General features: G+C 65.8%; 15 protein-coding genes. 5 read left to right on the top strand and 10 right to left on the bottom strand.

The annotated features are described in order from the left end of the window. Positions 1-108: 108 nt before the first annotated feature. From OX460_RS06940 to OX460_RS06950, 3 genes are read right to left on the bottom strand one after another with little or no spacing between them, the layout of a single operon-like run. Positions 109-1,086: a FecR domain-containing protein gene (locus OX460_RS06940; protein ID WP_289898187.1), complete on the bottom strand. Its 978-nt coding sequence runs from the start codon at positions 1,084-1,086 to the stop codon at positions 109-111. Positions 1,087-1,094: 8 nt separating this feature from the next. Beyond that, positions 1,095-1,670, bottom strand: coding sequence for an RNA polymerase sigma factor (locus OX460_RS06945; protein ID WP_289898188.1), 576 nt, complete (start codon positions 1,668-1,670; stop codon positions 1,095-1,097). Next, the gene (locus OX460_RS06950; RefSeq protein WP_289898189.1) at positions 1,667-2,410 is read right to left on the bottom strand and encodes a hypothetical protein; all 744 of its coding nucleotides are present in this window, start codon (positions 2,408-2,410) and stop codon (positions 1,667-1,669) included. Before OX460_RS06950 ends, OX460_RS06945 begins: the two co-directional genes overlap by 4 nt. Positions 2,411-2,619: 209 nt before the next feature. Between OX460_RS06950 and OX460_RS06955 the strand changes: the two genes are divergently transcribed. From OX460_RS06955 to OX460_RS06965, 3 genes are read left to right on the top strand one after another with little or no spacing between them, the layout of a single operon-like run. Continuing rightward, positions 2,620-3,636, top strand: coding sequence for a M14 family zinc carboxypeptidase (locus OX460_RS06955; protein WP_251349043.1), 1,017 nt, complete (start codon positions 2,620-2,622; stop codon positions 3,634-3,636). Then, positions 3,633-4,448 carry an alpha/beta hydrolase gene (locus OX460_RS06960; RefSeq protein WP_289898190.1) on the top strand — a complete coding sequence of 272 codons (816 nt, stop codon included), beginning with the start codon at positions 3,633-3,635 and terminating at the stop codon, positions 4,446-4,448. The genes OX460_RS06955 and OX460_RS06960 overlap by 4 nt, the downstream gene beginning before the upstream one ends. Continuing rightward, on the top strand, positions 4,439-5,488 hold the full coding sequence (locus tag OX460_RS06965; RefSeq protein ID WP_289898191.1) for a serine hydrolase domain-containing protein: 1,050 nt from the start codon (positions 4,439-4,441) through the stop codon (positions 5,486-5,488). The genes OX460_RS06960 and OX460_RS06965 overlap by 10 nt, the downstream gene beginning before the upstream one ends. Before the next feature lie 3 nt (positions 5,489-5,491). On the opposite strand, the gene OX460_RS06970 is transcribed toward OX460_RS06965, so the two are convergent. Then, a complete protein-coding gene (locus OX460_RS06970) occupies positions 5,492-6,622 on the bottom strand; it encodes a YbfB/YjiJ family MFS transporter (RefSeq protein ID WP_289898192.1) in 1,131 nt (376 codons plus the stop codon). Further along, on the bottom strand, positions 6,619-7,491 hold the full coding sequence (locus OX460_RS06975; RefSeq protein ID WP_289898193.1) for a LysR family transcriptional regulator: 873 nt from the start codon (positions 7,489-7,491) through the stop codon (positions 6,619-6,621). Before OX460_RS06975 ends, OX460_RS06970 begins: the two co-directional genes overlap by 4 nt. 87 nt (positions 7,492-7,578) lie before the next feature. Between OX460_RS06975 and OX460_RS06980 the strand changes: the two genes are divergently transcribed. After that, positions 7,579-8,640, top strand: a complete 1,062-nt coding sequence (locus tag OX460_RS06980; protein WP_289898194.1) for a nitronate monooxygenase — start codon at positions 7,579-7,581, stop codon at positions 8,638-8,640. Between the two features lie 20 nt (positions 8,641-8,660). Here the strand turns inward: OX460_RS06980 and OX460_RS06985 are convergent, their stop codons facing one another. After that, positions 8,661-9,749 carry an agmatine deiminase family protein gene (locus OX460_RS06985; protein WP_289898195.1) on the bottom strand — a complete coding sequence of 363 codons (1,089 nt, stop codon included), beginning with the start codon at positions 9,747-9,749 and terminating at the stop codon, positions 8,661-8,663. Between the two features lie 10 nt (positions 9,750-9,759). Then, positions 9,760-10,917: an agmatine deiminase family protein gene (locus OX460_RS06990; protein WP_289898196.1), complete on the bottom strand. Its 1,158-nt coding sequence runs from the start codon at positions 10,915-10,917 to the stop codon at positions 9,760-9,762. 124 nt (positions 10,918-11,041) lie between these two features. On the opposite strand from OX460_RS06990, the gene OX460_RS06995 reads away from it, so the two are divergent. Next, the gene (locus tag OX460_RS06995; RefSeq protein ID WP_289898197.1) at positions 11,042-11,926 is read left to right on the top strand and encodes a LysR family transcriptional regulator; all 885 of its coding nucleotides are present in this window, start codon (positions 11,042-11,044) and stop codon (positions 11,924-11,926) included. Here the strand turns inward: OX460_RS06995 and OX460_RS07000 are convergent, their stop codons facing one another. From OX460_RS07000 to OX460_RS07010, 3 genes are all read right to left on the bottom strand, one after another. Beyond that, entirely contained in the window at positions 11,927-12,478 is a 552-nt protein-coding gene (locus OX460_RS07000; RefSeq protein ID WP_289898198.1) for a phospholipase D family protein, read from the bottom strand. It abuts the gene before it with no gap. A 239-nt stretch (positions 12,479-12,717) separates the two neighbouring features. Continuing rightward, positions 12,718-13,251 carry a hypothetical protein gene (locus OX460_RS07005; RefSeq protein ID WP_143451323.1) on the bottom strand — a complete coding sequence of 178 codons (534 nt, stop codon included), beginning with the start codon at positions 13,249-13,251 and terminating at the stop codon, positions 12,718-12,720. Positions 13,252-13,480: 229 nt separating this feature from the next. After that, on the bottom strand, positions 13,481-14,335 hold the full coding sequence (locus tag OX460_RS07010) for a hypothetical protein (RefSeq protein WP_289898199.1): 855 nt from the start codon (positions 14,333-14,335) through the stop codon (positions 13,481-13,483). Positions 14,336-14,430 lie beyond the last annotated feature (95 nt).

A 14,430-nucleotide genomic window follows, 5' to 3' on the forward strand; every position in this document is an offset into this window, starting at 1 on the left:
CATGCCTCCATGACGTAGCCGGATGGCGGAAGGGATAATGTTTTTTGAAAAATATTTTCAGATATTTTCAAATAAGCCTGCCAAAGGGAAACCTGGAATCAGCGGAAATCAACTGAGCAGCACGATGCCGCCCGGCAAACTGGTCATTTGCGCGCCGTACAGGTCGCGTATCATCGCCAGCGCGCCATCGGTTTGCCCGATGGAAAAACGCATGCGCACGAGGCGGCGCCCCAGCTCGGCATTGCGCAGCACCACCCGGCCCGGCCGGTAGCGGTTGATTTCATCGACGACCTCGGCCAGCGGCTTGCCGACGAACGACAGCGCGCCCGTGCGCCACGCGCTGGCCTCCTCCGCTGGCGCGGCCGTGGCCGCCTGCACGCCCCGGTCGTCGTAGACCAGTTGCTGCCCCGCATCGAGGGTCTGACGCCGCTGCTGCCAGACCACGTCCACGGCGCCCGCCAGGCAGGTGACGCAGACGGCGTCGTCCGTGTGGCGCACGTTGAAGCGGGCCGACTGCGCCAGCAAGCGCCCCGCGCCTGCCACCACTGTGACGGGCTGGCGCGCGCCGCTGGCGAGGATTTCCGCTTCGCCACCCAGCAGTTCGATGGCTTCCGGCGCCCGCACATCGATGCGCGTCTGCGTATTCATCTGCACCGTCATCTGCTGCGACACGGCCACCTGCCGCTGCTCGCCCGTGCCCGTGCGGTAATCGGCGCTCCATTCCTGCAGCGACGGCCAGGCGCCCAGGGGCGGGCGCAAGGCCAGCACGGCCACGCCGGCCGCCAGCGCGCCGCCCAGGAAAGCCCGGCGCCCGGGGCGCGCCGGGAACGCCAGCACGTTCGCCCGCTGCGGCGCGGCGGCGCGGCTCAAGGCGGGATCGAGCGCCTGCCACACTTGCTGGAGTTCGCGCCAGGCGCGCGCATGCGCGGAGCTGCGCGCGCACCAGGCGCGCAAGGCGTCGGCGTCCGCCTGCGTGAAATCGTCGCCGCGCAGCCGCGCCCACCAGGCAGCGGCTTGCCGGCCGATGTCAGCGTCGCTGTCGGCGGTATGGGAAGGGGCGCGTGGATCGCGGTCAGGAGCAGTCATGAGATTCATCAATATTTACGGCGGCCCGACACATCGCTACGCTGGGCGGCGTCGGCGTCGGCCATGCACGTTTTACAGTGTTGCATGGCGGCCTGCAATTCTTTCTTCACCATCGCCACGGAAATGCCGAAGCGCTCGGCAATGTCCGCATTGAGCAAACCATCGACCCTGGCGGCCGTCAGGATGGCGCGGCGGCGCGGCGACAGACCCGCCAGCGCCGCGTCGAGCGCCTGCACGTCGAGCCGCGCCGAGACGATGCGGGCCGGGTCGCTGATGTCGTCGCCCACCTCGTCGGCCATGTGCATCAGTTCTTCGCGCTCGCGCTCGGTGACGATGATGCGGTCGCGGCGGTAGGCATCGGTAGCGATATTGGCCGCCATGCGCAGCAGATAGGCGTCCGGGTTGTGGACGGGCGCGGCGGCGGGACCGGGCGCCACCATCACTTCGAGGCGCAGCCACGTTTCCTGCAGCGCATCGGCCGCATGGTGCTTGCAGCCGACCACGCGCTCCAGGCGCCCGCGCAGCACGGCGTAGCGCGAACTGAGGTGGCGTTTCAGCTTGGTGCGCAGGTCGGGCATGCTCATGGCGCGAGCCTTCCCATTGTTCCGGGGGCGCAATCGACTTCGCTGCCCGGCCCTTGCGGCAGCAGCAGGATGGAAACGGGTTGCGGCATCGAGGGCTGCGGCGCCGCGCCCACGCGCATGCCCAGCACCAGGCGCGCGATGGCCGTGTCGCGCGCGCGCAAGCCCGTGCTGTCGAGCAGGTGCACGCGGTCCACCACGCCGGCGCGGTTCAGATACAGTTGCAGCGCCAGCCGGTAGCCGCCGGGACGCGTCTGCGCCGCGCGGCACAGCAAGCCCAGCAGCACGTGCTGCAAGCGGCTGACATAGGCCGCATGGTCGCCGCCGCCCTGCACGGCGCCCGGGATGTCGGCGGCGGCCACGACGGCGGCCTGTGGCAGCTCCGCCGTGGCGGCAGCGCCAGCGCCGGCCGGGGCGTACACGATGACGGCTTGCGCGTCGGACAGGCGCGATTGCAGGCCCGTGCCTTCCAGCAAGGCTTGCAGGGCCGCGCCGGCCGCATGGGCGCCGCGCACGGCCCCCGACTGGCGCTGCGCGTAGCGCTGGTCCATCAGCACGGCGATGCCCGTGCGGCGGCTGTACAGGTCCAGCGCGTCGCCCAGGTTTTGCGCGGCGATATCGAACTGCAGCACGGGGCCGTCGGCCGGCTGCGCCCGCACGGGCCCCACCGCGGCCAGGAAACCCAGCAAAACCAGGTATCCTGCCAGCGCAAGCACATGGACGGATGCCGGGCTGCCTGTCATATCGCTATCGAGTCGCTATCGTGTGAGGGGGGAATTGCGTGGAAACAAGGCATTGCCAAGTAACAACTCTTGCATCAACTGCAATAGCCTACACAGAAAAAATGACGGCTTCGTGACATCGTCAGCGTGCATAAATTTCGCCATGCGGGACGTCCGGCGCGCCACCTATTTCGGCTACACTGGCTGTCACTTTCCCTTTCAGACGCCTGATGATCGAAAAGAATCTGCCCGAGCTGGTCATGCTGAAGCGCCTCATCGACGAGGGCGGCAGCCACCTGGAAGTGGCCGCGCCCTGCAGCATCGCCATGGATGGGCGCGAGTTTCCCGTGTACTCCATCGCGCTGGGCAATCCGAGCCCAGACGTGCCCGTGCTGGGCTTTTTCGGCGGCATCCATGGCCTCGAGCGCATCGGCACGCAAGTCATCCTGTCTTTCCTGGAAAGCCTGGTCGCGCGCCTGCGCTGGGATGCCACCCTGCACCAGCAGCTGGAAAGCATGCGCCTCGTGTTCATGCCGCTGGTGAATCCGGGCGGCATGTGGCAAGCCACGCGCTGCAATCCGCGCGGCGTGGACCTGATGCGCAACGCGCCGCTGAGCGCGCGCGAAAAAGTGCCGTTCATGCTGGGCGGACAGCGCTACAGCGCCCGCCTGCCCTGGTACCGGGGCGCGGCCGGGGGGCCGATGGAGCTGGAAAGCGCCGCCGTGTGCGACCTCGTCGAGCGCGAACTGCTGTCGCGCCAGTTCAGCATCGCCCTCGATTGCCATTCCGGCTTCGGCTTGCGCGACCGCATCTGGTTTCCCCACGCGCACACCAAGGTGCCCATCGAACACCTGGCCGAAATCGGCGCGCTGGAAGAGCTGTTCAGCCAGAGCTACCCCAACCACAACTATGTATTCGAGCCGCAAAGCCGGCAATACCGCACGCATGGCGACCTGTGGGACTATCTGTACCTGAACGGCACCAGCTATACCGGGCGCGTGTTCCTGCCGCTGACCCTGGAAATGGGTTCATGGCTGTGGGTCAAGAAAAACCCGCGCCAGCTGTTCAACCGGGTCAGCATCTTCAACCCCACGGCCGCGCACCGCCTGCAGCGCGTGCTGCGGCGGCATCTGGTGTGGTTCGATTTCCTCATGCGCGCCGCCAGCAGCCACGGCCGCTGGATGCCGGAAGGCTTGCTGCGCAAGGCACAGCGCCGGCGCGCCCTGGCGCAATGGTATGAATCATGACGCAGATCAACACGCACGATAACTGGGTCTTGCTGCGCGGCCTGATGCGCGAACAGCGCCACTGGGGCAGCTTCCCCGCCACCCTCGCGCGCGCCCTGCCCGGCGCCCGCATCGTCACGCCCGACTTGCCCGGCAACGGCACGCGCCATCTGCAAACGAGCGCCACCCGCGTGGCCGACATGGTGGAAGACTGCCGCCGGGAGTTGCTGGCGCGGGGCATCCCGGCGCCCTACCACTTGCTGGCCCTGTCCCTGGGCGGCATGGTGGCCGTCGAATGGGCCAGCCGCTATCCGCAGGAAATCGCCCGCTGTGTGCTCATCAACACCAGCATGCGGCCGTTCAATCCCTTCCATCAACGCCTGCGCTGGCAAAACTACGGCGTCCTGCTGCGCCAGCTGCTGCTGGGCGATGCCGCCAGCCAGGAAGCATTGATATTGCGCCTGACGAGCCGCCGGCATGCTGGCGGCACTCCCGCGCTGGTGGCCGACTGGTTGACTTATCAGCAAGAGTACCCGGTGAGCCGCCGCAACGCGCTGCGCCAGCTGCTGTCGGCCGCCCGCTACCGCGCCCCCCTCGTGCGCCCCACCATGCCCGTGCTGGTGATGGCCGGCGCGCAAGACCAGCTGGTCGACCACCGCTGTTCGCAGCGCCTGGCCCGCGCCTGGCAAGCCGATTGCCTGATCCACGGCGATGCCGGGCACGACTTGCCGCTCGACGAGGGAGAATGGCTGGCGCAGTCGGTGGCACGCTGGCTGGGGGTGGCAGCGGCAGGCGATGAGCAGACCAATACGGCACAATCATCATGCCGATAGCCCATAGCACGGAGCAACTGACGGCGCTGGCAAATACTGGGGTGCGCGAACACATTTTTCCAGGCGCGGCGTGGGCCGTCGGCACCGTCGACCACGGTGTGGCGGGCGCGGCCGGGCGGCTCACGCCGGAGCCCGCCAGCGCCGCGATGCAGGTCGACACCCTGTTCGATATCGCTTCGCTGACCAAGATCGTCAGCGTCTGGTCGCTGATCGGCAGGCTGATTGGCCAGCAACGCCTGCGCCTGGACGACCGGCTGGACGACCTGCTGCCCGGCACGGCGGGCTACGCGCTGGCGCCCATCACGATTTTCCAGCTGCTCACGCATACGGCCGGCTTGCCGCTGCGCGCCCGCCTGCGCGCCAGCTATGGCGAGGTATACGACGATATCGTGCGCGGCGTGCTGCGCGAGCCGCTGGAAGGCACGCCGGGCCAGGCTGTCGAATACACGGACCGCGCCGCCCTGATCCTCGGCTTTGTCATCGAGCGCCTGCTGGGCCAGCCACTGGAACAGGCGCTTGCAGAGCATGTGCTGCAGCCGCTGGGCATGACCGCCACGGGTTACGGGCCGCTGGCGCCACGCCACGGCCAGTTAATCGCGCCGACCGAGTATTGCGAACAGGCGGGCGCCCACCTTGCCGGCGTGGTGCATGATTTCTCGGCCCGCCTGCTGGGCGGCGTGTGCGGCATCTCCGGGCTGTTTTCCAACGTGCCCGACTTGCAGCGCTTCCTGCAGGCGATGCTGGCGTCGGGCCTGCATGGCGCAGGCCAGGTGTTTGACGCCGGCTGGGTGCACGCTTCGCTGACGGTGCAGACGGGTTCGTTAAATCCCTCGCGCGGCCTGTTCTGGCACCCGGCGGCAGGCACCGGGCCGGCAGACGACGTCTGGTGCCACCAGGGGTTCACCGGCACGGCCATGTGGCTCAGCCCCCGGCGCGGCCGCTATGCCGTGCTGCTGACGAACAAGCTGTATTACACGCGCGATTCCGCCCGGGTCAACGCGCTGCGGGGCGACTTCATGCGCTGCGCATTCGGCCTCTGAGGTTTACAGGCGCAAGCTCACCGCGATGGCCAGCAGCAGCGCGCCGGCCGCCGCCAATAATGCACCGTTGAAATTGTGCGACTGCGCATACAGGCTGCCGGCCAGCACGGGGCCGATGATCTGTCCGATGCCATATACCACCGTCATGATGGCCATCATGCTGGCGCCCGCCTTGACTGCTGCCCGCTGCGCGGCCGGCATGGCGATGGTCACCGTGCCGACAAACGTGCCGCCGACGAGGATGGCGCTGAGCAGATAGCCGGCGGCCGAGGGCGCCAGCACGGGCAGCGCCACGCCCAGCGCCTGCAGCAGCAAGTTCAGCCGCAGCGCCTGGCGCGTGCCCAGGCGCTCGTGCAGCCGGTGCCACAGGAAACACGAAGGCGCCGCGCCCAGGCCGAACACGGCCCACACGTGGGCGGAATTGAGATTGGGCAAGGCCACACCCACCAGCACGGGCAGATACGTGGCCGTGACGATGTAGCCGAGTCCCGCCAGTCCATAGATCAGCACCAGCGGCCAGGGCGCCACGGGCGCCAGCGCCGGCGCGGCGGATGCAGGCGGCGCATCCGGGGTCGCCTGGCCGCTCACGGCAAGCGCTGGCGCGGCCGCCAGCCCCGCCAGCGCCGTGACGCCGGCCAGCAGCAGCCACATGCCGGCGCTGCGCCAGCCCAGGTGCGATGCCAGCACCAGCAATTCGGCCGAGACGGCGATGCCGGCGCCCACGCCCGCGTACAGCAGCGGCGCGCCGCGCGCCTGCCCGCGCTGCACCAGCAGCCACAGCGACGCCGCCACCATGGCCAGCGCGCTGAAGACGCCCGCCACGCCGCGCACCGTCACGATGAGCCAGACGGGCATGGACAAGGCCAGCACGCCCAGGCACAGGGCCGTGCCGGCCACCGACCATAAACACAGCCGGTGCGCGCCATTCGCCCGCGCGCGCATGGCCAGGATGGCGCCCAGCAAGTAACCGGCATAGTTAGCCGAGGCGGCGAGGCTGCCGTCGCGCAAGGTCAAGACGCCTTCCTCGAGCATATGCGGGTAGATGGCCGTGAAGGCGAAGCGGCCGAAGCCCATGCCGATGGCGAGGATGACGGCCGCAGCGATGGCCGCGCGCAGCCTGGCCGGCCCGCTCACGCCGCCTCGCCGAGCTGCGCCAGCAAGTGCTGGAACGCGGGTACGTCGAATCCCGCGCGCCACACCAGCACGGTGTCAATTTGCCCTGCGGAAATAGTCGCCAGGGTGGCCGGCGCGCCGGACAGCGCCAGCACGCTGGCGGGCAGCAGGGTCACGCAGGCGCCGGCCGCCACGCAGGCGATCATGCAGTGATACGAACTCATTTCCTGCACCCGCCACTGCGTGCTGCCGGCCACGCCCAGCACCTCTTCCGCGATGCCGCGGTAGGTGCAGCCCTGCGGAAACGCCGCCAGCGAGCGCGTGCGCACATCCATGGCGCGGCGCGCCTGCGCTTCGCTGGCCGGCAGCAGCAGGCACAGTTCCTCGCGCCACACGGGCCTCGATGCCAGGCCCAGCTCCGCCAGCGCGGCGGCGCCGCCGAATGCTGGCGGCAAGGCCACGAAAGCGCAGTCGAGCAAGCCCGTGCGCACTTGCTCGATCAGGGGCCGCGACGGCCCCGTGCCCAGCGCCAGGCGCGTCGCCGGATAGCGCGCGTGATACGCGGCCAGCAAGGCCGGCAAACGGCTGGCCGCCGTGCTTTCCATGCTGCCGACGCGCAAGGTGCCCCCCTCGCGCCCGCCCGTGACGACATGCCGCGCTTCGTCCGCCAGCGCCAGCAGGCGCTGCGCATACTCGAGAAAGCGCTCGCCCGCCGCCGTCAGGGCCATGCGTTTATTGGTGCGCACGAACAGTTCCGCGCCGATATCGGCTTCCAGCTGCTGGATGCGCGTGGTGACGCTGGACGGCGCGCGGCCCAGTCGCGCTGCGGCCTGGGTGACGCTCAGTTCACTGGCGACCGAGCAAAAAATCCGCAATGATTCCGAATCCATCGCATTCTCTTTTTGAAAATGATTATGCTATTATATTCTTAAAATACGAATCAAATGCAGCATCCTCAACTTCATGAAGGAATCATCATGACGTCAATCCAGCGTTTCCTCGACCGTCTCGGCTTGCAATTGCCCATCATCCAGGCGCCGATGGCGGGCGTTTCCACGCCGCGCCTGGCCGCCGCCGTCTCGAACGCGGGCGGCCTCGGTTCGCTGGGCATCGGCGCCGGCACCGTAGCGCAGGCGCGCCAGATGATCGCCGACACGCGCGCGCTGACGGACAAGCCCTTCAATATCAATGTGTTCTGCCATGCGCCTGCCGTCAGGGATGCGCGGCGCGAAGCGGCTTGGCTGGCCCATCTGGCGCCCCTGTTTGCGGAGCTGGGCGCGGCCGCGCCAGAGGCGCTCGACGAGATCTATCAGACGTTCATCGGCGACGAGGCGGCGTTTGCCCTGTTGCTGGAACAGCGTCCCGCCGTCGTCAGCTTCCATTTCGGCTTGCCGACGCAGCAGCAGATCGCCGCCCTGCGCCAGGCCGGCATCTACACGATGGCCACGGCCACCAATGTGCGCGAAGCAGCACTGATCGAACAGGCGGGCGTCGACGCCATCGTGGCGCAAGGCGTGGAAGCGGGCGGGCATCGCGGCGTCTTCGACCCGCAAGCGCCGGACGAGCGCCACAGCACCACCGTGCTGCTGCGCCTGCTGGCGGGCCGCACCGCCCTGCCCCTCATCGCCGCCGGCGGCATCATGGATGGACAAGGCATCCGCGCCGCGCTGGATCTGGGCGCCGTGGCCGCGCAGCTGGGCACGGCGTTCGTGCTGTGCCCGGAATCGTCGGCCAATGCGGGCTACCGGGCCAACCTGAAAAGCGAACGGGCGGCCAGCACCCGGCTGACCAGCGTGCTCTCGGGCCGCCTGGCGCGCGGTATGGTGAACCGTTTGATCGAACATGGCGAAGCGCCGGGCAGCCCGCCGCCGGCCGACTATCCCGTCGCCTACGATGCCGCCAAGCAATTGAACGCGCTAGCCAGCCAGCATGGCGACAGCGAATTTGCCGCGCAGTGGGCCGGCCAGGGCGCCCCGCTGGCGCGGGAAATGGGGGCGGAGGAATTGATTGCCACCCTGGCGCGGGAAATGGCGGCCTGACTTTTCCGGGGCCATCCGCCTCACGCCGGCTGCTGCTGCGTGGTGCAATGGATGCCGCCGCCACCAGCCGCGATGGCGTCGATGTTCAGTTGCACGATGTCGCGCCCGGGGAATTGCTCGCGCAGGATGGCCTTGGTATTGCGGTCGGCTGCCGCATCGCCGAATTCCGGGCACAGCACGGCGCCGTTGCAGACATAGAAATTGATGTAGCCGGCGGCGAAATCCTTGTTTTCATAGCGCGGGCGGACTGACCCAGGGGCCGGCAAGACCACCACCTGCAGCGCACGGCCGCGCGCATCCGTGGCCTTGCGCAGGATGTCGAGGTGGCGCTGGGTGACGGCGCGCTCGGGCGAAGCGGGGTCGTTTTCAAAGCCAGCCACGACGACGCCGGGGGCGCAGAAGCGCGCATAGAAATCCGTGTGGCCATCGGTGATGTCCTGGCCGGCGATGCCGGGCAGCCAGATGACTTTCTCGATGCCCAGCAGCCGGCGCAGCTCCCGTTCGCATTGCGCCTTGCCGACGCCGGGATTGCGGTTGGCGTTGAGCACGCAGCTTTCCGTGATGATGGCCGTGCCCTGCCCATCGACTTCGATGCCGCCCCCTTCCAGCACCAGGCTGCTTTCCAGCACGGCCACGCCGGCGCGTCCGGCAACAAAAGGGGCCACCCGTGCATCGTCGTCGCAGTCCTGCTTTTCGCCCCAGCCATTGAAATTGAAGTTCACGCCGGCCAGCGCGCCGCCCGCCTTTTTCACGAAGACGGGGCCCGTATCGCGCATCCACAGGTCGTCGATGGGCTGCACCAGCAGCTTGACCTTGTTGCCGCACAGGCGAGCGGCTGCGTCGTAATCTTCCTCGTTGACGAGCATGTGCACGGGTTCGACGCTGGCGATCGCTTGCGCGATGCGCGCCAGGTCCGCCTGCGCGCCCGCCTTCAGGCGCTTGCCCCAGACGTCGTCATTCGCGCCGAAAGCCATCCACGTGGCCGCGTGGCGCTCGCCTTCGTCGGGCATGCGCCAGCCGGCTCCAGCCGCCAGCACGGGCAAGGCTGGTAAAGCGGCGGCGCCTGCCGCCAGGCCCAGGGCGCTGGTCAGAAAATGTCGTCGTTGCATGCTGTTCTCCTTATGCCACTTCCTGCTGCGTGGTGCAATGGATGCCGCCGCCACCGGCCGCGATGGGGTCGATATTGATCTGGATCACGGCGCGTCCCGGATACAGCTGCGCGTACTGCGCCCTGGCGCTGGCGTCCGCTTGCGCGTCGCCGAATTCTGGCAGGAAAATGGCGCTGCTGGTGGCATAGTAATTGATGTAGCCGGCGGCGAAGGTGTTCGGGTTGTTTCCAGGCCGAATTTTCTCGGGGCCATCGATGACGACGATCTGCAGCGGCTGCCCATCCGCATCGGTGGCGCTGCGCAGGATGTCCAGGTGGCGCCGGGTCAGCGCGTAATCGTACGATGCCGTGTCCATCTCGCGGTGCGCCACCACCACGCCGGGACGCACGAAGCGGGCGTAGAAATCCGTATGGGCATCCGTGATGTCCTGGTTCTTGATGCCTGGCAGCCAGATCACCTTGCGGACGCCCAGCAGGCGTTGCAATTCCGCTTCGCAGTCGGCCTTGCTCCAGCCCGGATTGCGGTTGCTGTTGAGCACGCAACTTTCCGTGATGATGGCCGTGCCCTTGCCATCGACTTCCAGGGCGCCCCCTTCGAGCACCAGGCGCGTGGCCAGCAGCGGCACCCGGGCCTGGGCGGCGACCACGTCGGCCACCTGGCCATCCTTGCCGGACTGCTGCTTGTTGCCCCAGCCATTGAAGTTGAACTTCACGCCGGCCCGCTCGCCATTCGGCTTGCGCACGAAGACGGGCCCCGTGTCGCGCATCCAGACATCATCCATCTCGGCGGGAATCAGGTTCACGCGGGCGTCCAGCAACTGCCGCGCACTGGCCAGCTCGGCAGGACGCACCAGCATGTTGACGGTTTCATACGCGGCGATCGCGTTGGCGATGCGCACCAGCGCCAGCTGCACTTGCGGCACTTGCGCGCGCGTCCAGACGGCGTTCGAGGCGCCATACGCCATCCACGTCGCCTTGTGGGCTTCGGCCTCGTCGGGCATGCGCCAGCCGTCGGCCTGGTTGACGCCACCGCCGCTATTGATCGGAGGCAATGGCGCCACCGGGCCCGTTTCCGGCGTGCCGCCGCCACAAGCGGCCAGCATGCCGCCCATGGCCAGCGCGCTGCCGCCCAGCATGCAATGACGCAAGAAATATCGACGTGTGTTCATATCCATCCTTGATTAGTTAGTCAGAGCGCCGCGCAGTCGATGCGCTGGCATGGACGGCATTGTGGAGCGATCAAGATATGAAAACAAATGATATGATTTACACCAATTCATTAGGTTTTCTCATATGTCAGAACATCGCATTCCCTCGCTGAAGTTATTGATGGGCTTTGAAGCGGCCGCCCGCCACGGCAATTTCTCGCGCGCGGCCGACGAGCTGCACGTGACGCAGTCGGCCATCAGCCACCAGGTGCAATTGCTGGAAGAACAGGTCAAGCAGCCGCTGTTCCGCCGCGCGGGACGGGGCGTGGAGCTGACGGTGGCGGGCGAAGTGCTGCTGCGCAGCGTGCAGCGCTCGATGACCGTGCTGCGCAGCGGCCTGGGGCGCATCGCCACCTATCTCGATCCGGGATTGGTCGTGCTGGTGTGTCCGGCGCCCGTGCTGCACGGCTGGCTGCAGCCCCGGCTGCGGGCACTGGAAGCGCGGCTGCCCGAGCTGTGTCTGCTTTTGTCGGTCGATGAAAGCGCCCGCTTCGTCGATGAAATCGACGTCGATATCGCCATCGGCGAGCGCCCCATCCTGCAGCCGGACTTGCAGGAAATCCCCCTGCTGCGCGATGAATGGGTGATGGTCGCCAACAGCGGGCTGGCGGCGCGCCTGGCCGGCGTGCCGCAGGATGCGCATCACCTGCACGCGGATCTGGTTTGCCTGGAAGAAAGCTTGACGGGCGACACTACGGCGCCATTGTTCCTGGGGCCGCTGGCACGCTTTCGCAAGCGGGCCATCTATGACGATGCGCGCCTGTTGCTGGACGCTACGCTCGACGGGCGCGGCATCGCCTGCCTGCCGCGCCTGCTGGTCGATGCCAGCCTGGCGCGCGGCCTGCTGCACATCCTGCCCGATTATCCGCGCGTGCCCGGCGCCACGTGGTGGCTGTCGGGCGTGGCGGAACATCCCCGTTCGCCCATCGTCGGGCAAGTGTTCGACTGGCTGCGCGCGCAAGGGCAATGATCAGGGCCGCGGCACGCGCGCATAGTCGATGCCGCTGGCCCAACGGTTTTCCCAATGCGCCAGGTACGACTGCGCCAGGCGCTCGCTGTGCCACACGACGAGCACGTTTTCGCTGTTGGCGGTGGCTGCATCGGCCGTGTAATTGAAGCTGCCGTTCTGCACGGTCACGCCATCTGCCACGATATACTTGTCGTGATGCAAGGCGTAGCGGGCAATCAGGCGCGTGGGAATGCCAGCGCCGACGAGCCGGTCCAGCGCGGCCCGGCTGTTCTTGCGCGCGTTGCGCCGCGCATCGACCAGCACCCGGACATCCACGCCCCGCTGCCGCGCCCGCAGCAAGGCCTCGACCACATGGGACGAGCTGAACGAATAGGCGGCCAGCCGGATGCTCGACGCCGCGCTATCGATGACCTTGAGCACCAGCGCCTCCGCCCCGCCATCGGGAGAAAACGCGTTCTCGATGGTCACCACGGGCGCGGCGTCGGCGGCAAGCGCCGCTGGCGAAACGCCGTTAGCCAGGCACAACGCAACGGCAAGTACGAGATTCTTCATCGCTGGCATTTCCCTGCTTCAATAATCGGGGGTGGACGAACAAAAAATGTGGACACAGCCTGCAGGCAGACTCGGAGCCTGGGCGACCGTCCGCTGTCGCCCCAAAGCGGACAACGGTTACTGAGCGCAGATTACTTTGCTCGCGGTCAAGCACAGCGTTCAAAGGCCTGAAGGGCTGTTTCACCAGATATTTTCTGAGTGGGCAGCATTGGGCCTTTTCTCGTCAAATGTGCCAATACCTATTTTCCAACCACTGGACTAAAACGAGCGTTGCGAATTGACTGTTCAATAAACGAAATGTCAGATGCAGTCCTTTCGGACTTTTCCTGAGAGCTCAAAATCGAGTAGCTGAAACTAGCGACACGCACATGGTCTGGCTCCACAACATTTGCGACGTACCACCAATATATGGTGATGGGAGCGCCACGATCCACTTCCCGAGAAACATGCTTAGATATGGCGCCTCCAGTCGGTAGGTTTTCCGCATGCGGATATCCAATTTTCGCGAGCACTTCACCACTAGCAGATGATGATACGGGACTTGGGGACTTGGCAGTAATAACGTCTAAGCGGAGGGTGCCCGTGTCGTCGCCTGGCGCATAAAACACGCCGCCTCCCTCTGGCTCATACTCTTCCACCCACGCATCTGGCAGGGAGAACACAACGATTCCGCCACGGTAAATGATCTGTTTTAAATTTGATGGAGACTCTTGGCCAGCCATGGCGCCTTTCAAACTCAGTAATGCAATGATGCTCGCTATGACTTTGCGCATGAAGCGCCCCCTAATTTTTTGTAAGCGACCGCTTGTGGCCGGTAGCGGCACCAGAGCATAGCGGATTGCCAATCAGAAAATCTCACACATTGTCACGCTGCTTCGAATGGCCGCTTCTGGCCGATTTCAGCCAACCACTCCACCTTCAAAACGAACCGGAACCCCACGACGTCGTGCATCACTGCTACGTCTCTCTACATACTCTGGGAGCCTGGCACACCGCATCAGTTCATTTTTTCGACTTCTGACCATTTGAATACACCAGCACACCTTGCTCGTTGAACTGCTGGGTACTCAGCAGCACGCCCTTATCACTGTAAACCTGACGAATGCTTACCTTACCGTTGAGATGGTAACTATTTTGCACACCCACGGGCTGGCCATCGCGCCATTGCCCCTGCGACTCCAGCTTGTCATGACTAAAATACGTAGTTGCTACGCCGTGTTCGCGGCCATGCTCATCTAGCTCTACCTGCGATTTGATATTGCCATCTCGATCATAATAGTGGTAACCGCCAACCATCTTGCCAGAAACAAAATCGGCTGCATTGGTCTGTCCGGAGATTCGTATCAGATCGCTCTTGATGGTATCGAAAATCTCCACCTTCCAAGTGCCGGGCAACGCTGCTTTTGGTAAGGGCAGCACCAGCACATAAGGCGAGCGATGCTTGACCTGCGGCATCAGCTGTTCGTCCAGGTAGAGGCGCGCCTTGCCGTCGGGACAGGAGTCCGGGCCACAGTCGGTCATCATGCGCGCAAACGGAATGGCCTCATCGCCGGCTTTCCCGACAGGGCAGCCAAACAAGGTCACGACCATTGCTGTCTTGTCACGGATGCGCTCGGCGAGTGCGAGTCTGAGGCTCGCATACTCATCTTTGTTTTCCAGCATCCCCTCTTTTATGCGCAGCTGATTGCCGCCGCAGGCCGTAGATTCCGCCACGGTCAGCACATCGGCGCCTTTGCTATCTTTCTCGTTAGAAATAGCCGTAAACACGTGTCGCTGAATAATATCGGCCTGCGCCACTACTGGCCACAACAGCATCGCACCTAGCGCCACGCATATCATTTTCTGATGTTTTTTCAAGTACATCTCTAATCAAGTGCAACTGTAATATTGACTGGGTTAGCGGAAAAGTGCTTTCCCATAGCCGCTTGTGGCTGCTGTCGTTGGCAGCTTAC

Origin of the sequence: Janthinobacterium sp. SUN033, from assembly GCF_030397595.1 — a bacterium.
Lineage (GTDB): Bacteria > Pseudomonadota > Gammaproteobacteria > Burkholderiales > Burkholderiaceae_D > Janthinobacterium > Janthinobacterium kumbetense.